Raw genomic sequence first — 23,711 nt, 5'->3', positions numbered from 1 at the left:
GATATGCCTCAGCTCCGGTGGCTGAGGGTGTATTTTATGTTGTCGATGAGTCTGACGTCGCCACACCATACGGTGACGCATCCTACGGCTTCAGCCTTGTCGGAGGGCCACTCGCCGAGGGGCTGCATGGTCAGCGGGTCGACGATCTCGTAGTATTCCACCTCCATTCCGGGGAAGGAGTTGATGGTGTCGGTGACATGTTCCACTGTCTGGCGGAGCGAGTGTCCGTCGGCCGCATAGGCGAGGCTGGCTTCAAGGGCGCGGTGTATTTCGGGGGCTATGGCGCGCTGCTCGGGAGTGAGCCTGACGTTGCGGCTCGAGAGTGCGAGTCCGTCGGGCTCGCGGCATATCGGGCAGTCGACTATCTCCACCGGGAGTTTTTCGATCTCCACCATGCGGCGTATGACGGCTATCTGCTGGAAGTCTTTCTCTCCGAAATAGGCTCTGTCGGGGGAGGCCATGACCATGAGGCGGCTCACCACCTGAGCCACGCCGTTGAAATGACCGGGACGCATGGCTCCCTCCATCACCTGTGCGACGGGGCCGAGGTCGAACACCCGTGTGTCGGGCTCGGGATACATCTCTTCGACTGTGGGGATGAAGGCCACGTCGACGCCGGCGGCTTCGAGCAGACGGCAGTCGGCCTCCTCGGTGCGAGGGTATGTGCGAAGGTCGTCGGGGTTGTTGAACTGTGTGGGATTGACAAACACGCTGACCACGGTGAATCCGTTCTCTTTCATCGAACGGTCGACGAGCGACATGTGTCCCGCATGGAGAGCGCCCATTGTGGGCACCAGTCCTATGGATCTGTTTTTGCTGCGTGCGTCGGCCACGGCTTTGTGCAGTCCGCGCACTGTGCGTATGATTTCCATCTGGATATCTGCTTTCAATATTGATGACGCAAAGTTACGAAATTCCCGCCACACTACAAAAAATCGGTCTATGCCCGCGGTGTCGGAATAAATAGCTACCTTTGCGGGTATGGAACAGGAATATCCTTCGCCGCTGCTTGAAGCGGCTGTGGCCCGGCTGTCGAGTCTGCCGGGGATAGGCCGACGCACGGCTCTGCGTCTGGCTCTGCATCTGCTGCGGCGCGATGTGTCGGAGGCTGTCGCGCTCGGTCAGGCTATAATGGATCTGCGTCGCGACATACGCTACTGCTCTGTGTGTCACAATATATCAGACGACGAGGTGTGTCCGATATGCTCGTCGGCCGGACGCGACCGTTCGACGGTGTGCGTGGTGGAGAATGTGCGCGACGTGATGTCGGTGGAGCGCACGGGGCAGTACAACGGACTGTATCATGTGCTCGGAGGGGTCATATCGCCGGTCGACGGTATCGGCCCCGATATGCTCGAGATCGACTCGCTTGTGGAGAGGGTCAGAGCCGGAGGTATCGGGGAGGTGATACTCGCTCTGCCGGCCACGATGGAGGGAGATACGACCGATTTCTATATCTACCGCAGGCTGGAGGGTGTGGCCGGACTGCGGGTGACACAGCTTGCGAGAGGCATGGCCGTGGGCAACGATATCGAGTACACCGACGAGCTTACGCTCGGGCGTTCGCTGCTTCAGCGCACCCCTTTCGGTGTCTGATCAGAAGTCGGCAAGGGTGTAGATCTCGCGGGTGTCGTCGGCGCGCAGACGCAGGTAGCCTCCTATCTCCTCGCCCTTGTTTTCGTGAAGCTTGGCCACGAGCAGATCTATGTCGGGGTGTTCCACCCCAAGGGCGGCGAAGCTGACAGGCAGACCGATGGAGGTGTAGAATGCTTTCAGGCGGCCAATGCCTTCAAGGGCGGCGCTGGTGTCGTCGGGGTCGTTGACGTCAAACACACGGCGTCCGAACTGTGCTATTTTGCCGGGGCTGCGCATGGCCATGAATGTCATCCAGGCTGGAAACACTACGGCAAGGCCTGCGCCGTGGGTGACTCCGTAGACAGCCGAGATCTCGTGTTCCATGGCGTGGCTGGTCCAGTCCTCGCGGCGTCCGGTGCCGCAGATGCCGTTGTGGGCAAGTGTTCCCGCCCACATGATATTGGCTCGTGCCTCGTAGTCGTCGGGTCGGCTCATAGCTTTGGTCGCTTCCTCTATGATGGCCTTGAGCAGTCCCTCGGCAAGGCGGTCGGTCACCTCGCAGTCGGGCGTGGGTGTGAAATATCGTTCCATTATGTGAGCCATCATGTCGGCAATGCCGGCGGCGGTCTGGCATGGGGGCAGTGTCATGGTCAGCTCCGGATTGAGAAGCGCGAATCGCGGGCGGAGCACCTCGTCGGTGCGCAGGCTGATCTTGTGCAGGCCCTCTTCAAGTGTGATCACGCAGTTGCCCGACCCTTCCGATCCGGCGGCAGGGATGGTGAGCACCACTCCTACCGGGAGAGCCTTCTGCGGGGTGGCGCGTCCGGCGAAGAAATCCCAGAAGTCACCTTCATAAGGCACTCCGAGCGCTATAGCCTTGGCTGTGTCGATGGCCGATCCGCCGCCAACGGCCAGAAGCGCGTGGAGTCCTCCGCGGCGCATCATCTCTATGCCGCGGCGCACCGGTCCGTCGGTGGGGTTGGGCTCGATGCCGCCAAGTTCCTCGAAGCGGATTCCGGCTTCGTGGAGTTTCTCTCTGACTCTCGCGAGCAGCCCCGAGCGTTCGGCCGATCCGCCGCCGTAGACCATGAGTACGCTGTCCATGCCGTTGGCAAGCAGCTGTGTGCCTGCCTCCATTTCCGCTCCGCGTCCGAACACGTAGCGTGTCGGAGTGCAATATCTGAAATTATCCATCTGTCAGTGGTGTTGTTGAGTGTCGCAAACTTACGATTTTTTTTCGACACTGTGCCTGAATACTCCTCTTTTTCTCGTCGATTCAGCACGCTGCCGGCATGTAAAGGCTTTTTTGTCGCATCTTTTGTCAAAAAAAGTGTGTTGCAGTGCGGTTCAATCGAAAAAAAACGTAAATTTGCAGCAAAATGGTGGCTGACTGCGGCCGTGGTATATCGGCCGGAGCGTATGCCGTCGAAAAAGAGTAGCAAATCAACAATACCCTTAAATCCGCAAATATGGCATTACAAAACAAAAAGTTCTATCCGTGGCTCGTGGTCGGGCTGCTTTGGGTGGTGGCACTCCTCAACTATATGGACCGCCAGATGTTGTCGACTATGCAGCAGAACATAGCCAACGACATCCACGCCCTGCAGAATGCCGAGGCGTTCGGCGCTCTGATGGCTATATTCCTGTGGGTCTACGGCATATCCAGTCCGTTTTCCGGCGCCGTGGCTGACCGTGTCAGCCGCAAATGGCTTATTGTAGGCTCTCTCGGCGTGTGGTCGGCTGTCACCTACGCCATGGGACTCTGCCACGACTTCCAGTCGCTCATGTGGCTTCGTGGCATCATGGGCATCAGCGAGGCTCTTTACATACCCTCCGCTCTGTCGCTCATAGCCGATTATTTCACCGGTCGCGGACGTTCGCTTGCCATAGGCCTGCACATGACCGGCCTCTACTGCGGTCAGGCTCTGGGCGGATTCGGATCGATGGTGGCTTCCACATGGTCGTGGCAGCAGACTTTCCACTGGTTCGGCATCATAGGTGTGGCCTATGCGATAGTGCTGATATTCCTTCTTCATGAGAAGTCGGGTCGCGGAGTGGCTGCGCGTCCAGTGCCCTCCGGCGAGGCGCAGGGACGCAAGGGCGGCAAGGAGTCGATGCTCCAGTCGTTCGGCGTAGTGTTCTCCACTATGGCGTTCTGGGTGATACTGTTCTTCTTCGCCTCCAGCTCCATCCCCGGCTGGGCTACCAAAAACTGGCTGCCGACGCTCTTCCACGACAATCTTGACCTGAGCATGGACTGGGCCGGCCCGATGGCCACGCTCACCATAGCCGTGTCATCGTTCATCGGAGTGATGATAGGAGGCCCGATCAGCGACCGATGGGTGCGCAGCAATGTGCGCGGCCGCATCTACACCTCTGCCATAGGCATGGCAATGATGATTCCGGCTCTGGTGTTCATCGGTCTGGCTCACAACGCCTGGCTGTCGGTGCTTGCCGGATTGTTCTTCGGCATCGGCTACGGAATGTTCGATGCCAACAATATGCCTATCCTCTGCCAGTTTGTAAGCTCGCGCCAGCGCGCCATGGCCTATGGTCTGATGAATTCCGTGGGCGTGATCATGGGCGCGATCACCACTCAGCTGCTCGGCTCGTTTGCCGAGTCGGTGGGGCTCGGCCTCTGTTTCGCACTTATGGGCGGCATACTGCTGATAGCTCTCGCCCTGCAGCTTACGGTGCTCCGTCCGAAATATGACGACAAGGACCAGGAGGAGGCAATGGGCGCCGACAACGAGGCGGCCGAAACGGTGACAGCCTGATCTGCGCTGACAAAGATATCATGGAGTAAAACTTATATTCTCCGAAACAAGCAAAATAAATCCAAACAAGTAAAATACTATTATGGAATTCGAGAAAATCAAGGGTCTTATCGACGCCCCTTTCACGCCATTCCTCGAGAACGGCGAAGTCAACTATGAGCCGATACCCGCGTATGCGGCAATGCTGAAGAAAAACGGCCTGAAGGGCGTGTTTATCAACGGTTCGTCGGGCGAGGGATATATGCTTACCGACGACGAGCGCAAGCGTCTGGCCGAGGCATGGATGGCCTCCAGGCCCGATGATTTCAAAGTTATAGTACATGTGGGCAGCTGCTGCGCCAAGAGCGCCCGCGAGCTGGCCCGTCATGCCGCGGAGATCGGAGCATGGGGCATCGGCGCCATGGCTCCCCCCTTCCCCAAGATCGGCCGCATAGAGGAGCTCGTGGAGTATATAGAGCTGATCGCAGCCGGCGCACCCGAGCTGCCGTTCTACTACTATCACATCCCGGCATTCAATGGTGCTTTCCTGCCGATGACAGAGCTTCTCAAGGCTGTCGACGGCCGCGTACCCAACTTCGCAGGTATCAAGTACACCTTCGAGAGCATATATGAATACAACCAGTGCCGCCTCTACAAGGACGGCAAGTTCGACATGCTCCACGGTCAGGACGAGACTATCCTTCCCTCGCTCGCCATGGGTGGCGCGCAGGGCGGCATCGGCGGTACCACCAACTACAACGGACGCGAGCTGGTGGCTATCATCGACGCCTGGAAGCGCGGCGACATCGAGGCCGCACGCGAACACCAGAACTTCTCGCAGGAGGTGATCAACGTCATCTGCAAATATCGTGGCAACATCGTCGGCGGCAAGCGCATCATGAAGCTTATAGGACTCGATCTGGGCAAAAACCGCATACCGTTCCGCAATATGACCGATCAGGAGGAGGCCGCCATGAAGGCCGACCTCGAAAGCATCGGATTCTTCGAGCGCTGCAACAAATTCTAAACCGTTATGTGGACTATCGACACTGAAAAATATCTCACCGAGTGGCGCGAACACTACCGCCACGATCTCCTCGACGACATTCTGCCTTTCTGGCTCAATCACGGGCTTGACAAGGTGAACGGCGGCGTGTACACGTGCGTCGACCGCGAGGGCAAGCTCATGGACGGCACCAAATCGGTGTGGTTCCAGGGCCGCTGTCCGTTTGTCTATTCGTTTGCCTACAACAATATCGACCGGCGTCCGGAGTATCTGGCCATGGCCAAGAACTGCATCGACTTCATCGAGGCCCATTGCATAGATCCGACCGACGGACGTATGTATTTCGAGGTTACAGCCGACGGACGCCCGTTGCGTAAACGCCGCTACGTGTTCTCCGAATGCTTCGCGGCCATAGCCATGGCCGAATATTCGAAGGCCACCGGCGACCGCTCTTATGCCGAGAAGGCGCTGAAGCTTTTCAAGGAAATAGTGAGGTTCATCTCCACTCCGGGCATCCTTGAGCCGAAGTATCTGCCCACGCAGCCCGCCATAGGCCACAGTATCACCATGATACTCATCAACACCGCCTCGCGCATACGTGAAGTGATACCCGATCCTGAACTTGACCGGCAGATCGACAATTCGCTTGAGCTGATACGCACCAAGTTCATGCATCCCGAATTCAAGGCTCTGCTGGAGATGGTCACTCCCGAAGGCGAGCTGATCGACACTATCAACGGACGCGTGATCAATCCGGGCCACTGCATCGAGACGGCATGGTTCCTCCTCGAGGAGGCACACTACCGCGGCTGGGACGAAGGCAAGGGCAAGGAGATTAAGGAGATGGCTCTGCAGATCCTCGACTGGTCGTGGGAATGGGGCTGGGACGAAGAGTTCGGCGGCATAATCAACTTCCGCGACTGCAAAGGCTTCCCGGCACAGGACTACTCGCAGGATATGAAGTTCTGGTGGCCGCAGACCGAGGCTGTCATAGCCACTCTCTATGCATATCTCGCCACGGGCGACACCAAGTATCTCGAGATGCACCGCATGGCCAACGACTGGACCTACGAGTTCCTCCCCGATCCGGTCTATGGCGAATGGTTCGGTTATCTCCATCGCGACGGAAGCGTGGCACAGCCTGCAAAGGGCAACCTGTTCAAGGGTCCGTTCCACGTACCGCGCATGCTCATCAAGAGCCAGATGCTCATCGACGAGATCCTCGCTGTCCATGTCAGGAAATAATCAGAATTATCCAGCATAAACCAATATTTGGGGCTGTCGGCGGCCGTTATGCCGCCGACAGCCTTTTGATTACATTCAGCCCATGAAAAAATTACTGACAGCGTTGCTTGCCGGTGCTGCACTGACCATGGCGACCACCGCGCCGGCCGTGGCAAAGGTCAAGGTGGCTTGCGTAGGCAACAGCATCACTTACGGAGCCACGATCCCCGACAGGGAGCGCGACAGCTATCCGTCGCAGCTTGCCAGAATGCTCGGACCCGACTACGAGGTGGGCAATTTCGGACGTAGCGGAGCCACGCTGATGAAGCGCGGCCACCATCCCTACAATGCCACAAAGGAGTGTGCCGACGCCAAGAACTTTGCCGGCGACATTGCCGTCATACACCTCGGCGTCAATGACACTGATCCCCGCGACTGGCCCGACTTCAGCGACGATTTTGTCAACGACTATGTGGAACTTATCGACTCGCTCCGTGCCCGCAATCCGAAGGTGCGGGTGATCATAGCCAACATTTCGCCTGTGCGCACCACCCACTACCGATGGCGGTCGGGCACCTGCGAGTGGCGCGATTCGGTCAGAGCGTGTGTGGCCGACGTGGCTCGTCTGACCGGCTCGGAACTCATTGATTTCAACGATCCTCTGCTCGACAGGCAGCAGCTGGTGGCCGACGGCCTGCATCCCGACGCGCTCGGAGCATCGCTGCTCGCACGCACCGTCTACCGGGCCATCACCGGCAACTACGGCGGCCTGAAACTGCCGCAGGTGTGGGGCGACGGCATGGTCATACAGCGATACCGTCCGGTGACGGTCAACGGCACAGCCGATGCCGGAACCACCGTGACGGTGACTCTCGGCGCCAATAAGGCCACAGCGGTGACCGACAATCGCGGACGCTGGTCGGTCACACTGCCGCCCATGAAAGAGGCCACGGGACTTGAGATGACCGTCACCGACGGCCACCGCAGGCTCGCTTTCTCCGATGTAGCCGTCGGCGAGGTGTGGCTCGCTTCGGGTCAGAGCAACATGGAGTTCGCAACGGCACATACGAAGACATTCGCCGCCGACAGCGCCATGATGGATGATCCGATGCTGCGTCTGTTCGACATGTTCCCCAGAGCCTACACCACTCCCGCCCAGTGGCCTGATTCGGTCAAGGAGCGTATCGACAGCCTTGATTATTACCTCCCCGCACACTGGGCTAAATCAGATGTCGGTTCGGCGCGCCGCATGTCGGCCGTGGCGTGGCATTTCGGACGTGTGCTCCGCGACAGCCTCAAAGTGCCGGTGGGCATCATCTGCAATGCCATCGGCGGTTCGGGCACCGAGGCGTGGGTGGACATCGAAGTGATGAGCCGTGAAATGCCCGAAGTGCTTGTCAACTGGCGTCGCAACGACTACATACAGAAGTGGGTGCAGCAGCGCGCCGGCGAAAACACCGGCACCGACGAGGCCTCTCTGGCTCATCGCCACCCCTATGAGCCTACCTACCTGTTCGCTACCGGCATCAGGCCTCTCGCCGGCTTCCCGATAGCAGGCGCGATATGGTATCAGGGCGAGTCCAATGCCAACAATATCGAAGTGCATGAGCGGCTGTTCCCCCTTGTGGTCAAGAGCTTCCGCAGGGCCTTCAATCAGCCCGAAATGCCGTTCCTGTTCGCGCAGCTCAGCTCGCTCAACAGGCCGTCGTGGCCAAAATTCCGCGACAGCCAGCGACGTCTGGCACAGACCGTGCCCGGCACGGCCATGGTGGTGACAAGCGACAAGGGCGACTCGCTCGACGTGCATCCTACCGACAAGCGTCCCGTCGGCGAGCGGTTTGCGCGTCAGGCGCTCCACCGGGTCTATTCGATGACCGGCATCGTGCCTGAAGGGCCTTCGCCTGTCAAGGCTGAGCTGTCAGCTCCGGGCGAAGTGACGCTTACGTTTGCCAACGGCCACGGCATGCACAGTTCGGACGGCGCGCCTCTGCGCACATTCGAGCTTGCACGCTACGACGGACGCTACACTCCGGCCACGGCCGAGATCGTATCAGACAATATCATAAAAATCACCTCTACCAATATGTCAGAATCACAACCGCGCTACGTGCGCTACGGTTGGCAGCCTTTCACGCGCGCCAATCTGGTCAATGCCGACAATCTGCCGGCCACAACGTTCAAGCTCCCCGTCAGTGAGGCTCCCACAAGCGAGCCGGGTATCGAAGCCGGAGTGTCGGCGGCTTTTGCCGGAATGGCTTCGGGTCGTATCATACGTGCAGGAGGCTGCAATTTCCCCTCCAATCCCATGGCTCCCGGAGCGCAGAAGAAGTTCTATTCGGGCATCTATGCGCTCACTCCCGGTGACAACGGTCAGGCCGAAGCCACTCTGATCGGTCACCTTCCCGAGCCGATGGCCTACGGAGCGTCGGCCACCACACCCGAAGGACTGGTGATCATAGGCGGCACATCGGCCTCCGAGCCCCTTCGTCAGGTGGCCATGATCACTGTCAGCGACGATGGTGAGGCTGTGGTGACTCCGCTCCCTTCGCTGCCTGAGGCTGTCGACAATATGGCGGCATGCTATGCCGGAGGATTCGTCTATGTGGCCGGCGGCAATGTCGGCGGCAAGCCCTCCAACGAGCTGCTGTGCCTCGACCTCGGAGATCTCTCCAAGGGATGGAAGGCGCTGGCATCGTTCCCCGGCAATCCCCGCGTGCAGCCCGTGCTGGCTGCGTCGACCGACGCCAAGGGACACCCCTGTCTGTATCTCTGGGGCGGATTCGCCGGCAAGGGCGACGGACGCGAAGCCACGCTCAACACCGACGGACTCTGCTATCAGCTCTCGGGCAAGGGCAAATGGAGTGCGGCTCCCGCTCCGGTCGACAGGGCCGGCGAGGAGGTGTCGCTCGGAGGAGGCATAGCCGTGACTCTCCCCGACGGACGCGTCGTCGCTATGGGCGGAGTGAACAAGAATGTGTTTCTCGAAGCGCTCCGCAATCAGGCTCCCGACTACCTGTCGCATCCCGTTGAATGGTATCGTTTCAACGGACGTGTGATGGTGTTTGATCCTGCGGCGCAGACATGGACAGTGGCTGCCGACGATGAGGCCACCGCACGCGCGGGCGCTGCAGCGGCCGTGACCCCCGACGCAGAAATACTGCTTATAGGCGGAGAGCTGAAGCCGCGTATCCGCACTACGGCCGTGTCGGCCATACGTCTCTGAGGCGGCAAGCGGCGGCTCTTTCGCGCCGCTGTGCCGCAACGATAATTCCAGAATATTTGCCGATCCGGCAGCCAATGCGCCTGAGAGCGCAGGCTGCCGGATCGGCTCCGTTTTTTTCAACCATCCGGGTGGCTGAGGCGTTTTTATATAAAACTATAATACTTCAGATTATGAAACTTCTAAGCCGCATACTCATATCCGCCTCCTCGCTTCTGGCGCTTGCATCGTGCGACGCCATGTGGGACACGTCGGTCGACGTTCCGCTGGGCTATGGCGGCTCTCTCGGCATCGGAGTGACGACTCCGGTCTACTCACCATGGTCGGGATATTGGCCGGGCGCCTACAACTGGAACTCCGGCTGGTGGCCGGGGCCGGCCTACGTGCCGGTCGTAAGGCCGCCGTTGCGTCCGGGTGCCGTGGTCAATCGTCCTGCCATGCGTCCGGGAGCGGGAGTCGCTCCTCCGTCGGGCAACTGGCGTCCGCCCGGCAATCCCGGTCAGGTGCGTCCGCCCGTGCAGAAGCCCGTGCAGCCACGGCAGCGCTAACCGTGGCGGCGGCGCAGCTCGCGCTCCAGATCGGCGACAGTAAATCCCATTTCCTCAAGCAGCACGAGTCCGTGATACACGAGGTCGGAGATCTCATACATGAACCGCGTGCGGTTGCCGTCGACGGCCTCTACTACGGTTTCCACCGCCTCTTCGCCCACCTTCTGGGCGATTTTTTTTACCCCCTTCACGAACAGGCGTGTGGTGTATGAGTCATCGGGCATCTGTCGGTGGCGATCGGCGATCAGGCGCGACAGGCTTCTGACAAACCCCTCGGAGTCATCGGTGTCGAAGCACGACGTCGTGCCGCGGTGGCATGTCGGTCCGGCGGGGCGCGCTTTGATGAGCAGAGTGTCGAAGTCGCAGTCGGGGAGCATTTCGTCGACCTCCAGAAAGTTGCCGCTGCTCTCTCCCTTGAGCCATAACGACCGGCGTGAGCGGGAGTAGAATGTGACGCGACGCCGCTCGCAGGTGAGGTCGAATGCCTCACGGTTCATGTAGCCGAGCATCAGCACGCGCAGTGTCGTGGCGTCCTGCACTATTACCGGCAGAAGTCCGTCGCCGGTCTTGTCGAGTCTGAAATCGTCAAAAGTCATAGTCGTGGGTTGGATAGTGATGTGTGTGGGGTGTATATGCGGTCTGTTGCTACGTCGGAGGACGGTCACATTCTCATTTCAAGCCCTCTTGAACGGAGCTGCCTCTTGAGCTCGGCTATGCTGATCTCGCCGTAATGGAATATCGAGGCGGCGAGAGCCGCGTCGGCCTTGCCGGCGGTCAGCACGTGGGCGATGTCGTCGGCGCTTCCTGCTCCGCCCGAGGCTATGACCGGTATGCGTAGCGTGTCGGCCAGGGTCGCGAACGTGTCGCACGGATACCCCTTGCGGGTGCCGTCGTGGTCCATTGAGGTGAACATTATCTCGCCCGCGCCGCGCTCTTCGGCTTCCTTGGCCCATTCGGTCAGCCGGCGGTCGGTCAGGCGCGATCCGCCATGGGTTGTCACGCGCCAGATGCCGTCATGCCGGCGGGCGTCGATCGCCACGACTACAAACTGCGACCCGTAGCGCGAGGCTATGTCGCTGATCAGCCGCGGGCAGCCCACGGCGGCACTGTTGACGGTGATCTTGTCGGCTCCGGCATCGAGCAGCCGGGAGGCGTCGTCGGCCGAGCGTATGCCGCCGCCGACGGTGAACGGTATGTTGATCCGGTCGGCTATGCGCTCCACGAGCGAAACAAACGTGGCGCGTCCTTCGCTCGAGGCGCTGATGTCGAGATACACCAGTTCGTCGGCGCCCTCCGAGGCATATCGCGCTCCTAATTCCACCGGATCGCCGACATCGGCCAGTCCTTCGAAGTTGATCCCTTTCACGGTGCGTCCCTCCTTGACGTCAAGACACGGTATGATTCTTTTTGCAGGCATGGTGTGTGAGGTGTTCAGCGGTCAGCCGCGTGTGGAGATATAATGTTCGATCTGTTTGAGCGTGATGTGACCCTCGTAGATGGCTTTGCCGACAATGACCCTTTTCAGACCGAGGTCATCGAGCCGCATTATGTCGTCCATCGACGATATGCCGCCGCTGACGGTGACGGTCACGTCGGGAAACATCTCCGACAGTCCGGTATAGAATTCCGTGGCCGGTCCTTTGAGCATTCCGTCGCTCGCTATGTCGGTGCAGATGGCTTGCGTCAGGCCGTCGGCTCTGAACCGGTCTATCAGGTCGGCGGCCGTAAGCGGGGAGTCGGCGAGCCAGCCGTCGGTGGCCACCCGGCCATCTCTGACATCGGCTCCGAGTATGATCCGCTGCGGGCCGAACGAGCGGAGCCATCCGGCAAACGTCGGCTGATCCTTCACCGCTATGCTGCCCCCTATGGCGTAGGTGGCGCCGGCGTCGAAGGCCGACCGCAGGGCACTGTCGCTTTTAAGGCCGCCTCCGAGCTCTATCTCGGCCACGCCGAGCGAGGCAATCGCTTCGACTGAACGAAGGTTGACAGGAGCGCCGGATTTGGCTCCGTCGAGATCCACTACGTGGATGCGGCCTACGCCGGCGTCGGCCATGCGCCGCGCTATCTCTTCCGGACGGCTGTCGTAGGTGGTCAGCCGGTTGTAGTCGCCTTGCGACAGACGGACGCATCGTCCGCCGATAATATCTATTGCGGGTATGATCTCTATCATGGTGGTGTCTTTATGTCAGAGTTCGAGAAAGTTGCGGATGATCTGTTGGCCGACGTCGCCGCTCTTCTCCGGATGAAACTGCGTGCCGGTGAAGTTTTCCCATTTAAGTGCGGCGCTGATAAGCATGTCGCCGTGGCGCGATGTGGCTATGGTGTCGGAGCATGTGTGGGCATAGTAGCTGTGGACGAAGTAGGCATAGGCTCCGCGGCCCACTCCCTCGAACAGACGCCCCTCGGTGTTCGAAAGGCGGCACCATCCCATGTCGGGCACTTTCACTCCGGGGCTTTCGGGCAGCCGCCTGACGCGGGTGTCGAAGAGTCCCAGGCACTCGGTGTCGCCCTCCTCGGAGTGGCGACACATCACCTGCATGCCCACGCAGATCCCCAGCACAGGGCGGTGCAGACTGCATATCACCTCGGTCAGCCCCCTCTCGCGCAGCCGTGCCATGGCTTCGCCGCAGTGACCCACTCCGGGCAGTATCACGCGGTCGGCGCTTCGTATGGTGTCGGGGTCGGAGGTCAGTATCCATTCGGCTCCGGCTCTTCTGAGGGCGTTCTCCACCGATCGGATATTGCCCATGTCGTAGTCTATGATAGCTATCATGGCTTGCGGGTTTGATGTGAATTGCTGATGACTGTGTCAGATGACGCCCTTGCTCGATGCTATGGTGTCGTTGAACGGATCGCGGCGTACGGCCGCTTTCAGTGCGCGGGCGAAGGCCTTGAATATGGCTTCGGCCAGATGATGGTTGTTTTCGCCGCGGGCCGATATGTGGAGATTGCAGCGCATGGCAGTGGCGAGGCTTTTGAAGAAGTGGCCGAACATCTCCGTGGGCGTGTCGCCGACATACTCGCGGGTGAATTCCACATCCCACTCCAGGTCGATGCGTCCTCCGAGATCAATAAGCACCATGGCGCGGCTCTCGTCCATCGGCAGCACGAATCCGTAGCGCTCTATGCCGCGCTTGTCGCCGAGGGCTTCGCGCATGGCATCGCCGAGAGCTATGGCCACATCCTCCATCGTGTGGTGTTCGTCCACATAGAGATCCCCTTTGCAGGTCAGTCTGACGCCTATTCCGGCATGGTGTGGTATCTGCCACAGCATGTGGTCGAGAAATTTCAGTCCGGTGTCGATGGCCGACTCGGTGCTCCGGTCGAGATTGACAGCGGCCTCGATGGAGGTTTCCGACGTTGTGCGGTCGGTGGATCCTTTGCGCTCGGGGCGCTTCGCGAGGGGAGCATCGCCGCGGCCTATGCGGGCGAATGCCTCGATGGTAAGGTCGTTTTCGGCCGGAGTGCCGACGGTGACGCGCAGGCATCCTTCGCATCCGGCCATCGACGAGCGGTTTCTCACCAGTATGCCGCTCTCGATCAGCCGGTGATAGACAGCGTCGGCGTCACTGACCTTGACGAGCAGAAAATTGGCGTCGGTGGGATATACCTTTTCGACACAGCCTGATTCGGACAGCGAGCGGCTCAGGCGCACGGCTTCGCGCCTTATCTCCTCCACATGACCCTGCAGGCCGTCGGCTATGCGGCTCATGACTTCGCGCTGCGTGGGGCCGTTGAGATTGTAGGGGTACTTTACCCGGCCATACAGCGCCGCGATCTCGGGACACGCAAAAGCCATGCCTGTGCGCAGTCCGGCCATGCCCCACGCCTTGCTGAATGTCTGTAGCACTATGAGATTCCTGTGACGCGCAAGGGCGGAGAGCATCGTCCCGCGGGTCGAGAAGTCTACGTAGGCCTCGTCCACCACCAGAATGCCGTCGAAGCGGTCGGCCAGCGCCTCAAGATCGTCGGTGTCGAAGGCGTTGCCTGTGGGATTGTTGGGCGAGCATATCCATATCAGCCTGGTGTTGGCGTCGGTGGCCGCAAGGAGCGAATCGGTGTCGAGCGTGAAATCGTCGGCAAGCATCACTTCGCGATACTTCACGTCGTTGATAGCTGCCGCCACGCGATACACTCCGTAGCTCGGCGAAATGGCTACGGCGTTGTCTATGCCCGGGCGGCAGAATATGCGGTAGGTCAGGTCGATGGCCTCGTCGCTTCCGGCGCCCCCCACGAATATGCACGCTTCGTCCACGCCCTTAAGCCGGGCTATGGCCTTTTTGAGTTCCTTCTGATGAGGATCGGGATAGCGGTTGACGCCGTTGGTGTAGGGCGATTCGTTGGCGTCGAGCCACACCGATATGTCGCCTCCGTCGAATTCGTCGCGTGCGGTGGCATACGGTTCGAGGGCGAGTATGTTGGGTCTTACGAGTCGGAGCGGATCAGTCATGAGCAGTGTGTTTGTCGGTAAGAGCATGTTTGAATTTCACTTCTATTCACTCAAAGAGGATTTTCGGAGAGATTTGCGTGAGTTGATGAGGGAGCGATGCGGGCATCGTGACCGATGAAACTTGACGCAAATCACCCGAAAAGACCTTTGAGGGGATGGAAAGAAGTCCATAAATATATCTTCGTGTTAAATTCAAACATACTCTAAGAGTTGCTTATGTGTTCTGATTTCTACTGCGAGGGCGTGGGCGTCGAGACGCTCCGCACGCGCCATCGCGGTTATGGAGGGTGCCAGCGAGGCGAGTCCTTCGGGCGTAAGCTGCTGGTAGGTGATCTTGCGGTAGAAGCTGTCCATGTTCACTCCGCTCATTGATCGCGCCCATCCTGCGGTGGGGAGGGTGTGGTTGGTTCCCGAGGCGTAGTCGCCTGCGCTTTCAGGGGAGTAGTTGCCAACGAACACGCTTCCGGCCGATGTTATGGCATCGGCTATCTCCCACGGACGTTCCATGGATATGATGAGGTGTTCGGCCGCGTAGGTGTTGGCGAAGTCGACCATGTCCGACCTGTCGGGGAGCACTATGGCGCGGCTGTGGGAGAGCGAACGGTCTATGGAGCCGCTGCGGCTGAGGCGCGGGCGCAGCCGCTCTATGGCTTCGGCGGCGCGGCGTGCGGTGGATTCGCTGTCGCACACCAGTATCGCCTGACTGTCGGGGCCGTGTTCGGCCTGGGATAGCATGTCGGCAGCCACAAATTCGGCCACCGACGTATGGTCGGCCATCACCATCACTTCGCTCGGCCCGGCAGGCATGTCGATGGCCACGCGGCGGCTCAGCAGCTGTTTGGCTTTGGTGACATACCTGTTGCCCGGGCCGAATATCTTGTCGACCGCAGGCACGCTGTCGGTGCCGAAGGCCATGGCGGCTATGGCCTGTGCGCCCCCTGTGCAGCATATCCGGTCTATGCCGCAGACAGTGGCGGCATAGATGATTTCTGGGGCGATGTCCGACACCGAAGTGCGGGGAGTGCACAGCACTTTGTGGCGACACCCGGCTATCGAGGCCGGTATGCCGAGCATGAGCACCGTGGAGAAGAGCGGAGCTTGCCCGCCCGGTATGTACAGCCCCACACGCTCTATCGCCACCGGGCGCTGGAGGCATCTGACGCCGGGCATCACCTCCAGATCCACCGCGCGGGGCTGCTGGGCGATGTGAAAGCGTCGGATATTGTCGGCTGCCACGGCTATGGCCTGTTTCACCTCGTCGCTGACCCTGTCGGCCGCGGCGGCGATCTCGTCGGCTCTCAGGGCTATGTCGGCGAGCTTCACGCCGTCATATCGCAGAGCCATGTCGCGCAGGGCTTCGTCTCCGCGTGAGGCCACGTCGTCGATTATGCGGCCCACGGCTTCCTCTATGTCGGCATCGTCGGGGGTGTTGCGCCGGCAGAGTGCGGCCCATTCGTTGCGGGCGGGGTTGATGACTGTCGTGATCATCTGATTATGTTTTCGAGCGCGAGCACGAGTATGTCCTGCGCGCCCATCTGTTTGAGCTGTTCGATCTTGTCCCACAGTTCGCTCTGGCGTATGACCACGTGGAGCGACGACCATGCCGGATCGGCAAGCGGCAGCACGGTCGGACTTTTCATGCCCGGAAGCATCCCTACGGCTGCGGCGACCCGGTCGGCCGGAATGTTCATCACCACGTATTTGAGTCCGCGGCTGTCGATGATCGACCTGAAGCGGAAGCAGAGCTTCTCTATGTCGCGCTCCTTGTCGGGCGGCAGTTGTCGCGAAGCCACGAGCACCGCTTCCGACTGCATGACAGTGTGCACTTCCGTGAGGCCGTTCTGCAGCAGAGTGCCGCCCGACGACACTATGTCGAAAATGGCGTCGGCCATGCCTACGGCCGGGGCCACCTCCACCGATCCGGCTATCTCGTGGATTTCGGCGCGGATGTTTTCGCTTTCGAAAAACTGGCTCAATATGCGCGGGTAGGAGGTGGCTATTCGGCGTCCGTCAAACCATCGGAGGCCGTCGTAGCCCGAATCTTTAGGAACGGCGAGCGACAGACGGCAGGCGCTGAAGCCGAGCCGCATCACCACGCGCAGCGGCTCGCCGCGCTCCTCCACTTCGTTTTGACCTACTATGCCCGCGTCGGCCACTCCCATGCTGACGGCCTGCGGTATGTCGTCGTCGCGCAGATATAGGGCTTCCATGTCAAACCCTTTTGCACGCGATATCAGCTGTCGGTGTCCGGCGCCGACGGTGATGCCGGCATCGGCAAGCAGCTGTGTGGTGTCTTCGTTTAGACGCCCTTTGGACTGAATGGCGATCTTGATCATTACTTTTGCTTTTCGTGAAAATCCCCCGGCGTTGGCTGCCGGGCACTGACGTTGACTTGTGGCGGGGAGAAATGCCCCGCATTTCGCAAAAGTAGCAAATAATTTCTCATAAATATGCAATCGTCGCGTTTATTTCGCGCCGATAAGGCATTTTATGAGAAATTCAGAGATTTCTAAATTTAGTGATACGGATTTTGAGCAGGATCGTCAGGTTTATTCGTAACGCATGGTTTCGGCCGGGGAGATACGCGATATCAGATGGCTCGGTATCAGAAGCAGTGCCACCGACACTATGGCTACGGCTACGTCGATTAGCGCTATCGTGCCGAAACATTCGGCCATCGGCACATAGTTGAGATAGTAGGCTTCGGGATTGAGGGGGATTATGTGGAGCCGGTTTTGCAGCACGATGATTGCGACCGCCACCAGATTTCCGGCTATCAGTCCGGCGGCCACTATGCGGCAGGCCATCATGACGAACACCCGCCTGATCTGGCTGTCGGCGGCTCCGAGAGCCTTGAGGAGGCCTATGGTACGCACCCGCTGCAGTATTATTATCAGCAGGCTCGATATGAGTGTGAACCCTGTCACGCAGCCCATCAGCGAGAGTATCACCACTATATTGGTATCCAGCAGTTCAAGCCAGTTGAAGTATATGGCGCCGGTGGTGTTTACGTTGTCGATGCGGTATGATTCGGTCGATCCTGTGGTCTGCAGATGCTTGAATAGGCCGGCGCGCAGCGATGCCGTGGCCTCGTCGATCATGTCGGTGTCAAGGCCGTTGATGTCGATGGATGTGCCGGTCAGGCTGTCGGTGTGGTTGAGCCGCTGCAATATGTCGATAGGGCAGAAGGCCATGAGCTTGTCGTATTCGCCGAAGTGGGTGTCGTAGACCGCAGCCACGCGCATTTTGCGTGTCAGCAGATTGCCGCCGATGAAAAAGTGGACGGCTACGGTCTCGCCCGTGGCAAGCCCGAGAGCCGATGCGGTCGTGCGCGAGATCACTATGGGATTCCCTTCGTGTCCGTAGGCAAAGTGAGGCATCGTGTCGCCCTCGGCAGTCTGGCGGGCGATAAACCGGTAGGTGTCGCTGCCGTCGGTTATGCCTTGCAGCACTATCCCCTCGAAGTCGGTGTCGGTCTTGATCATAGCCGGCTGATGGATGCGCAGCGACGCGTGCGATCCGGGTGCGGCATCGGCTATGATGGTCCGGAGGCTGTCGGTGAGCCGTATGCCGCGGTTGACGCGTTCGGCGCCATAGCCTTCGGCCTGACTGACGGTGATCTGCTGTTCGAAGCCGGTCACCTTCTGGCGTATCTCTGTCTTGAAACCGGTGGCGATGCTGACGGCCAGGACCATGACCAGCAGCGACAACGCGGTGCCGGCAATGGCTATCACCACTCCCGGAGCAAGCCGGGAGTGCCGGCGGCCGGCGGCCGCGCGCTGGCGCAGGCTCAGACGGCGAGCAAGCTCCAGTTCGATTCTCATTGCGGGGCTTCGGCGGTTTTGCCCGGATAGGCGCGGAGGGCTTCGGTGAGCACCTTCAGGGCATGTCCGAGATCGGCCTTGTTGAGCACGTAGGCCATACGTACTTCGCGTTTGCCCATGCCGGGAGTGGTGTAGAAGCCCGATGCCGGAGCCATGAACACCGTGGCGCCCTCATATTCAAAATCGTTCAGACACCATTCGCAGAAGCGGTCGGCGTCATCCACCGGCAGGCTCACCACGGTGTAGAACGCGCCCATAGGTATCGGCGAGTAGCAGCCGGGTATGCGGTTGAGGCCGTCGATGAGAAATTTGCGGCGCTCCACATATTCGTTGTAGGTCATGAGCATATAGTCGGCTCCGGCATCGATCGAGGCTTCGGCCACGATCTGACCCAGCAGGGGAGGGGAGAGGCGGGCCTGACAGAATTTCATGACGTTTTGCTTCAGCTCTTTGTGCTTGGTGATGATGGCGCCGATGCGTATGCCGCACTCGTTGTAGCGTTTCGACACGGAGTCGATCAGCACCACGTTCTGCTCCACTCCCGGCAGGTGGAAGGCCGAGATGTAGGGCGCTCCCGTGTAGCAGAATTCGCGGTACACTTCGTCGGAGAAGAGAAACAGGTCGTATTTCTTCACCAGATCGCGTATCTGCAGCATCTCCTTCATCGTGTAGAGATAGCCGGTGGGATTGTTGGGATTGCATATCAGGATCCCTTTGGTGCGGGGAGTGATGAGAGCCTCGAACTTTTCGAGGGGCGGCAGGGCGAATCCTTCGTCGATAGAGGAGGGCACGGTCACGATCTTCGCTCCGGCCGATATGGCGAAGGCCATATAGTTGGCGTAGGCGGGCTCGGGCACGATGATCTCGTCGCCCGGATCGAGGCACGCCATGAACGCGAAAAGCACGGCTTCAGAGCCGCCGGTGGTGACGATGATGTCGTCTACGTCCACGTCGATGTTGAAGCGGTGGTAGTAGTCGGCGAGTTTCTCGCGCAGAGAGCGCAGTCCCTCCGACGGGCTGTATTCGAGCACCTTGCGGTCGATATGCTTAAGCGCGTCGAGTCCGGCCTGCGGTGTGGGCAGGTCGGGCTGTCCGATATTGAGCTGATATACTTTGACACCGCGCTCTTTGGCTTTGTTGGCCAGCGGAACGAGCTTGCGTATGGGCGATGCGGGCATGATCTGTCCGCGTTTTGACGTTTCAGGCATGGGCTATCGTTTTTGTGATGTCACAAAGTTAATGAATTTTATCCGGTCGGAGATGCATGGCGACGATTCTTTGTCCGTTTCCGCACCGGCAACCTGAGGAGAGAGCAGTTTCAGCGCCCTGATGTAGCTGTCGCCTTTGCCCAGCCGCTCCATCATGCGGTAGGCCCAGAGATCGGCCTGGTATATCTGGTCGGCCGAGTAGATGTAGGCCGGCGTCAGTGTAGAGCCGTTTGTCTCGACGTTGATATTGGTGGTCGAGAAGTCGTTGTATGAGAAGTCGTCGTAATGGTCGCTTTCGGTCATGGCGAGAGTGAGATCAGCCGCCACGAGCGCTCCGATGGCGATGCCGCTCCACACTTTGCCTTTTCGGCGCCGTTTGGCCTCGTCGTAGAAAAACTGCAGCTGATGGCGCATTGCTCCATGAACAGCCTGTGCCGATATAATGCCGTTGAGCATGTCGTCGTCGCACCCCCGGCTGTAGACGAGTCCGGTGGTGATTACGATGGCGAAGCCATCCTCGGTGAGCGGGGCGAAGGCTTCCGCCCGGGGATTGTCGACCACATACAGGCGTGTCGCGATGCTGTCGCACGGCAGTCCTGCCGTTGCAAGCAGGCTGTCGGCCCAGGGTTGCAGGTCGATCCTGACGTGTGAGTTGTATTCGGGATAGAATTTAGGCATCTTCGTGCATGCGTCGATCGCCTTGCGTTCGAGTCCCTTGTCTTTGGCGATGTCGCGGTTCAGACGGGCAAGATTTCTGTCGGCGCCGAGGGCTGCGTTCCAGAACGCCGCGTTGTTGTCAGTCGGCACGGCGATGGCTTCGGGTGCTACGTCGTAACGCGAAAGAATCTTCCGGAATTTTTTTACGGAGTCATCGGCAGCGGCTGATGCGACGGTCGTGATGACGAGGAGCATGGTGATGATTCTTTTCATGGCTGTGGTCGGATTGGTGATGGTTTATTGACGATCTGGAGAGATGAAAAAAGAGCTCCGGGCTGAAATGACCCGAAGCCCTGTGGTGTTGTGTTATTCTGTAGGTTGATTCAGAACTTGAATCCGGCCGATATTACTATCTGGTCGGTCTTGTCCGACAGCTTGGCCTGTACCGGAGTGGCGCCGTTGTAGTTGTTGGCGGTGAAAGTCTGGAACGCGCCCTTGCGTATGCCATGCACGTAGGCGGCGTCGGCATAGAAGTTCTTGTAGCGGTAGCCGAGTCCGCAGGTCACATACTGTCGGGTCTTGTCTATCGTGAAGCTCGGCGTGGTTTCAGTGCCGTCGGGGCCGTCGGTATATACGTATTCCTCGCCGCGTTCAAACGACTGCTCTACCGGCGACGACTGCCACTGGTAGCCGGCTCTGACGCTCCAGCTCGGCGAAATGCGGTATTCGGCTCCGAGGCGGAGTATGTTGACAGCCTTGTAGTAGGTGGTGATGTCGCCGTTGATGTCGGTGTAGGCATAGCCGTCGCGGTCGCTCACGTGTGTTTTCTGCATCGGGCGATACTCGTAGTCGAGGCTCAGTATGGCCTGCGAACCGATGACGCCCGCCACACCGGCCATGATGCGCCACGGTGTGCGGAGCTTCCATTCGAAGTAGTCCACGTAGCCGTCGTTGACCTGATTGGTGCCGCTGATGCCGCCGCCCATGCCGAAGTCGGTCTGTGCGAAGCCCTCCTGCTTGAGGTTGTAGTAGGTGGGGGTGTGGACAGCGAAGCCGAGGCGAAGCTCGTTGATCGGGCGCACTATGGCACCGATCTTGAAGTTGAACCCGCTGCCCCATATATGTTTCCAGCTGTCAAGGCCGAAACCGCCCCCGCCCGTGGTGGTGCCGATGGTGTTTCCATCGTTGTCAAGCACCGGTATGGATGCATTCTCCATATCTTCGGTGTAGTAGACGCTCTGGCGGTACTCCAGGTCTGTGATGCCGAATCCCATGCCCCAGTAGACGATGTTGCTGATGTTGCCGCCGAAGTTGATGGCATATTCGTCGGTATAGCCCTTCTCCTCCGATGCAAACGATCCGTAGCCCGATGTGCCGTTCTGCCACATGCCCTGATAGTTGGTGGGGCTTCCCACAGGGGTGATCATGAAAGAGTTGTAGGCCAGGATGCTCATCCACGAGGCCTGCGAGTCGAGATAGGGGTTGTAGTCGGTGCCTCCCGAGAGGTCGCTGTCGCTGAATGCGTCCTGGGTCGTATAGCCGGCTATGAGGTTGGTCAGCGAGCCTTGCAGGTTGCCGATGCTGCCCTTGAAGCGGCGGTCGAACGATGCGGTGCGCGAATAGCTTGCGCCCCAGTTGAAGTAGGGCATTATGTCGCTGCCGGTGTACACTGCGCCGATATATCCGAAGTTGTTGCAGTTTGCTTTTGTCATGCTGGAACTGGCGCTGAAGCCCTGTGTGGTCGACTTGCCCGACAGCATGTTGATGTCGAGCGTGGCGCCGATCTCGCTGTTGCGGTACAGTCCTATGCCGCCGGGGTTCTGGTTGAGTGTCGACAGATCGCCTCCGAGGGCGGTGAACGCGCCGCCCATCGACATGAAGCGGGCTGTGCCTCGCAGACCCTGCTGCGAGAGCTGGAATGCGTCGGTGGCCGTCTGTGCTCCGGCCAGCAGCGGCAGGGAAGCCGCTATTGCTGCTGTTATAAGGCTCTTTTTCATTTTGTTCTTGTTGAAAAGATCTCGTTGTTGGGATTTATGCGTGCTGAATCAGGATATGACCTTGGAGGTCTGGCCATGATTCAGGTCAGTGGCGGCCTCGGCTTCCGCCTCCGCCCGAACGGGTGCCTCCGCTTGAGCGAAATGAACCGGTGGAGCTTTGGCGATAGGTGCTGCCCGAATTATGGCGGTAGCTGTCGCTGCTTGAGTTGTTGCGTCCGGGGCGGGTGTAGTTTTTGTAATTCTGGTTCTGGTTGCTGTTGTAGTTGCCGTTGTTGCCCGAAGCCGGACGGCGGTAGTTGCCTGCCGGAGCGGAGGGTCGGCGGTAGGAGTTGTTGCCGGGGCGGTATGTGCCGGTGCTCTGATGGCGGCCGGGTCTCAGGCCTGTTGCCGGACGGTTGCTGCCCGGACGGTTGGCCGACGGACGGTGGGCGGCGCCGGGATGGCGGGGATTGTAGTAGGGACGGCTCCATCCGCCTCCCCATACCGGACCCCATGCCGGACCCCACCAGGGATCATAGCCCCACGAGGGTCCCCAGCCCCATGACCATGACGGACCCCATGCCCACGAAGGACCATACCAGGGGGAGTGCCATCCGGGACCGTACCACGGTGAATACCAGCCGTTCCAGTAGCCGCCCCAGGGATAGCCCCCGTAGCAGTAGCCCGGGGTGTTGAGGTAGATGTTCACCTCGGCCGGCTCGGCATAGTAGAGCTGTTCGAGATCATCGTCGCCCGAGGCTGTCACTATGGCGGGGTTGTAATAGCGCTCGATGCGGCGGGTGTTGGCAAACTGCTCGTACTCCTTGGCGCTCATCGTGATGGTGTCCGACGGTGTCTTGCTCTTGCCGAACACTCCGCGGCGGTTGTATTCGTCGACAGAGCGGTCCGACGTGCCTTCGGCTTCGTAGGTGTCGGCGGCTGGATATTCCTCCACAGGATACAGTATCACTGCGTTGGCCTGCCGCTGCTGTTGCTGCTTTTTGAGCTTCTTGGCGGCTTCTATGTTTTTGTCCTTGTCCTTCGAGGGGTTGAAGTATATGTCGTCGTCGAAATTCACTTGGGCCGACGCACAGGCCAGCGGAGCCGCTGCGATAAGCGCCGCCAGAAGACTTTTTGTGATGTTTGCCATAAGTTCGGTCGTTTTTTGTGTTGATAGATTGATTTGTCTGTTATGACTGCAAAGATAGCACTTGGTTTAACAGTCAGCGCTGCGTATATGTCGCTTTTATCGCTATCTAACCACAAA

Annotated in this window: 20 protein-coding genes and 1 pseudogene; 6 read left to right on the top strand and 15 right to left on the bottom strand. The window is 59.5% G+C overall.

The features are described from left to right. Positions 1-8 precede the first annotated feature (8 nt). Positions 9-872 (bottom strand): pantoate--beta-alanine ligase, encoded by an 864-nt coding sequence (panC, locus tag NF347_RS09395; protein ID WP_107035627.1) that lies wholly within the window; start codon positions 870-872, stop codon positions 9-11. A 109-nt stretch (positions 873-981) separates the two neighbouring features. On the opposite strand from panC, the gene recR reads away from it, so the two are divergent. Next, positions 982-1,596, top strand: a complete 615-nt coding sequence (gene recR / locus NF347_RS09390) for a recombination mediator RecR (RefSeq protein ID WP_107681476.1) — start codon at positions 982-984, stop codon at positions 1,594-1,596. On the opposite strand, the gene NF347_RS09385 is transcribed toward recR, so the two are convergent. Then, positions 1,597-2,769: an iron-containing alcohol dehydrogenase gene (locus NF347_RS09385; protein WP_107035625.1), complete on the bottom strand. Its 1,173-nt coding sequence runs from the start codon at positions 2,767-2,769 to the stop codon at positions 1,597-1,599. A 275-nt stretch (positions 2,770-3,044) separates the two neighbouring features. On the opposite strand from NF347_RS09385, the gene NF347_RS09380 reads away from it, so the two are divergent. From NF347_RS09380 to NF347_RS09360, 5 genes are all read left to right on the top strand, one after another. Next, positions 3,045-4,352, top strand: a complete 1,308-nt coding sequence (locus NF347_RS09380) for an MFS transporter (RefSeq protein ID WP_107681784.1) — start codon at positions 3,045-3,047, stop codon at positions 4,350-4,352. Positions 4,353-4,434: 82 nt separating this feature from the next. Then, a complete protein-coding gene (locus tag NF347_RS09375; protein ID WP_107681783.1) occupies positions 4,435-5,358 on the top strand; it encodes a dihydrodipicolinate synthase family protein in 924 nt (307 codons plus the stop codon). Positions 5,359-5,373: 15 nt separating this feature from the next. After that, complete coding sequence (locus tag NF347_RS09370) at positions 5,374-6,582, top strand: AGE family epimerase/isomerase (RefSeq protein ID WP_107681785.1); 1,209 nt, start codon at positions 5,374-5,376, stop codon at positions 6,580-6,582. Positions 6,583-6,664: 82 nt separating this feature from the next. After that, positions 6,665-9,784 (top strand): cyclically-permuted mutarotase family protein, encoded by a 3,120-nt coding sequence (locus NF347_RS09365; RefSeq protein ID WP_306254156.1) that lies wholly within the window; start codon positions 6,665-6,667, stop codon positions 9,782-9,784. 170 nt (positions 9,785-9,954) lie between these two features. Then, entirely contained in the window at positions 9,955-10,329 is a 375-nt protein-coding gene (locus tag NF347_RS09360; RefSeq protein ID WP_128701816.1) for a hypothetical protein, read from the top strand. Here NF347_RS09360 and hisIE read toward each other — a convergent pair. From hisIE to NF347_RS09295, 13 genes and pseudogenes are all read right to left on the bottom strand, one after another. After that, positions 10,326-10,925: a bifunctional phosphoribosyl-AMP cyclohydrolase/phosphoribosyl-ATP diphosphatase HisIE gene (hisIE, locus tag NF347_RS09355; RefSeq protein WP_107035620.1), complete on the bottom strand. Its 600-nt coding sequence runs from the start codon at positions 10,923-10,925 to the stop codon at positions 10,326-10,328. The genes NF347_RS09360 and hisIE overlap by 4 nt on opposite strands. A 65-nt stretch (positions 10,926-10,990) precedes the next feature. Further along, a complete protein-coding gene (hisF, locus tag NF347_RS09350) occupies positions 10,991-11,746 on the bottom strand; it encodes an imidazole glycerol phosphate synthase subunit HisF (protein WP_107035619.1) in 756 nt (251 codons plus the stop codon). Between the two features lie 21 nt (positions 11,747-11,767). After that, entirely contained in the window at positions 11,768-12,499 is a 732-nt protein-coding gene (gene hisA, locus NF347_RS09345; RefSeq protein ID WP_107035618.1) for a 1-(5-phosphoribosyl)-5-[(5-phosphoribosylamino)methylideneamino]imidazole-4-carboxamide isomerase, read from the bottom strand. Positions 12,500-12,514: 15 nt separating this feature from the next. Next, on the bottom strand, positions 12,515-13,102 hold the full coding sequence (hisH, locus tag NF347_RS09340) for an imidazole glycerol phosphate synthase subunit HisH (protein WP_107035617.1): 588 nt from the start codon (positions 13,100-13,102) through the stop codon (positions 12,515-12,517). Positions 13,103-13,138: 36 nt separating this feature from the next. After that, complete coding sequence (gene hisB, locus NF347_RS09335; RefSeq protein WP_262497773.1) at positions 13,139-13,753, bottom strand: imidazoleglycerol-phosphate dehydratase HisB; 615 nt, start codon at positions 13,751-13,753, stop codon at positions 13,139-13,141. Between the two features lie 9 nt (positions 13,754-13,762). Then, positions 13,763-14,779, bottom strand: a pseudogene (gene hisC / locus NF347_RS09330) (histidinol-phosphate transaminase); the annotation flags it as partial. A gap of 192 nt (positions 14,780-14,971) precedes the next feature. Beyond that, complete coding sequence (gene hisD, locus NF347_RS09325; RefSeq protein WP_107035616.1) at positions 14,972-16,267, bottom strand: histidinol dehydrogenase; 1,296 nt, start codon at positions 16,265-16,267, stop codon at positions 14,972-14,974. Next, a complete protein-coding gene (gene hisG, locus NF347_RS09320; RefSeq protein WP_107035615.1) occupies positions 16,264-17,115 on the bottom strand; it encodes an ATP phosphoribosyltransferase in 852 nt (283 codons plus the stop codon). The genes hisD and hisG overlap by 4 nt, the downstream gene beginning before the upstream one ends. Positions 17,116-17,328: 213 nt before the next feature. Continuing rightward, positions 17,329-18,603, bottom strand: coding sequence for an ABC transporter permease (locus NF347_RS09315; protein ID WP_107035614.1), 1,275 nt, complete (start codon positions 18,601-18,603; stop codon positions 17,329-17,331). Continuing rightward, the gene (locus tag NF347_RS09310; protein WP_107035613.1) at positions 18,600-19,811 is read right to left on the bottom strand and encodes a pyridoxal phosphate-dependent aminotransferase; all 1,212 of its coding nucleotides are present in this window, start codon (positions 19,809-19,811) and stop codon (positions 18,600-18,602) included. Before NF347_RS09310 ends, NF347_RS09315 begins: the two co-directional genes overlap by 4 nt. Before the next feature lie 3 nt (positions 19,812-19,814). Continuing rightward, on the bottom strand, positions 19,815-20,741 hold the full coding sequence (locus tag NF347_RS09305; protein ID WP_107035612.1) for a hypothetical protein: 927 nt from the start codon (positions 20,739-20,741) through the stop codon (positions 19,815-19,817). A gap of 110 nt (positions 20,742-20,851) precedes the next feature. Beyond that, positions 20,852-22,465 carry an OmpP1/FadL family transporter gene (locus NF347_RS09300; RefSeq protein ID WP_107681744.1) on the bottom strand — a complete coding sequence of 538 codons (1,614 nt, stop codon included), beginning with the start codon at positions 22,463-22,465 and terminating at the stop codon, positions 20,852-20,854. A gap of 85 nt (positions 22,466-22,550) precedes the next feature. Beyond that, positions 22,551-23,594 carry a hypothetical protein gene (locus NF347_RS09295; protein ID WP_107035610.1) on the bottom strand — a complete coding sequence of 348 codons (1,044 nt, stop codon included), beginning with the start codon at positions 23,592-23,594 and terminating at the stop codon, positions 22,551-22,553. Positions 23,595-23,711: the final 117 nt, after the last annotated feature.

It is taken from the genome of Paramuribaculum intestinale, assembly GCF_030759015.1.
GTDB classification, from domain to species: Bacteria; Bacteroidota; Bacteroidia; order Bacteroidales; family Muribaculaceae; genus Paramuribaculum; species Paramuribaculum intestinale.
The sequence above is the reverse complement of the archived record's forward strand: the minus strand, read 5'-3'. Positions and strand labels throughout refer to the sequence as shown.

Excerpts from the sequence above, each read along its gene's own strand:
- panC (WP_107035627.1), bottom strand. The coding sequence starts at position 872 with ATGGAAATCATACGCACAGTGCGCGGACTGCACAAAGCCGTGGCCGAC.
- recR (WP_107681476.1), top strand. The coding sequence starts at position 982 with ATGGAACAGGAATATCCTTCGCCGCTGCTTGAAGCGGCTGTGGCCCGG.
- NF347_RS09385 (WP_107035625.1), bottom strand. The coding sequence starts at position 2,769 with ATGGATAATTTCAGATATTGCACTCCGACACGCTACGTGTTCGGACGC.
- NF347_RS09380 (WP_107681784.1), top strand. The coding sequence starts at position 3,045 with ATGGCATTACAAAACAAAAAGTTCTATCCGTGGCTCGTGGTCGGGCTG.
- NF347_RS09375 (WP_107681783.1), top strand. The coding sequence starts at position 4,435 with ATGGAATTCGAGAAAATCAAGGGTCTTATCGACGCCCCTTTCACGCCA.
- NF347_RS09365 (WP_306254156.1), top strand. The coding sequence starts at position 6,665 with ATGAAAAAATTACTGACAGCGTTGCTTGCCGGTGCTGCACTGACCATG.
- NF347_RS09360 (WP_128701816.1), top strand. The coding sequence starts at position 9,955 with ATGAAACTTCTAAGCCGCATACTCATATCCGCCTCCTCGCTTCTGGCG.
- hisIE (WP_107035620.1), bottom strand. The coding sequence starts at position 10,925 with ATGACTTTTGACGATTTCAGACTCGACAAGACCGGCGACGGACTTCTG.
- hisF (WP_107035619.1), bottom strand. The coding sequence starts at position 11,746 with ATGCCTGCAAAAAGAATCATACCGTGTCTTGACGTCAAGGAGGGACGC.
- hisA (WP_107035618.1), bottom strand. The coding sequence starts at position 12,499 with ATGATAGAGATCATACCCGCAATAGATATTATCGGCGGACGATGCGTC.
- hisH (WP_107035617.1), bottom strand. The coding sequence starts at position 13,102 with ATGATAGCTATCATAGACTACGACATGGGCAATATCCGATCGGTGGAG.
- hisD (WP_107035616.1), bottom strand. The coding sequence starts at position 16,267 with ATGATCACGACAGTCATCAACCCCGCCCGCAACGAATGGGCCGCACTC.
- hisG (WP_107035615.1), bottom strand. The coding sequence starts at position 17,115 with ATGATCAAGATCGCCATTCAGTCCAAAGGGCGTCTAAACGAAGACACC.
- NF347_RS09315 (WP_107035614.1), bottom strand. The coding sequence starts at position 18,603 with ATGAGAATCGAACTGGAGCTTGCTCGCCGTCTGAGCCTGCGCCAGCGC.
- NF347_RS09310 (WP_107035613.1), bottom strand. The coding sequence starts at position 19,811 with ATGCCTGAAACGTCAAAACGCGGACAGATCATGCCCGCATCGCCCATA.
- NF347_RS09305 (WP_107035612.1), bottom strand. The coding sequence starts at position 20,741 with ATGAAAAGAATCATCACCATGCTCCTCGTCATCACGACCGTCGCATCA.
- NF347_RS09300 (WP_107681744.1), bottom strand. The coding sequence starts at position 22,465 with ATGAAAAAGAGCCTTATAACAGCAGCAATAGCGGCTTCCCTGCCGCTG.
- NF347_RS09295 (WP_107035610.1), bottom strand. The coding sequence starts at position 23,594 with ATGGCAAACATCACAAAAAGTCTTCTGGCGGCGCTTATCGCAGCGGCT.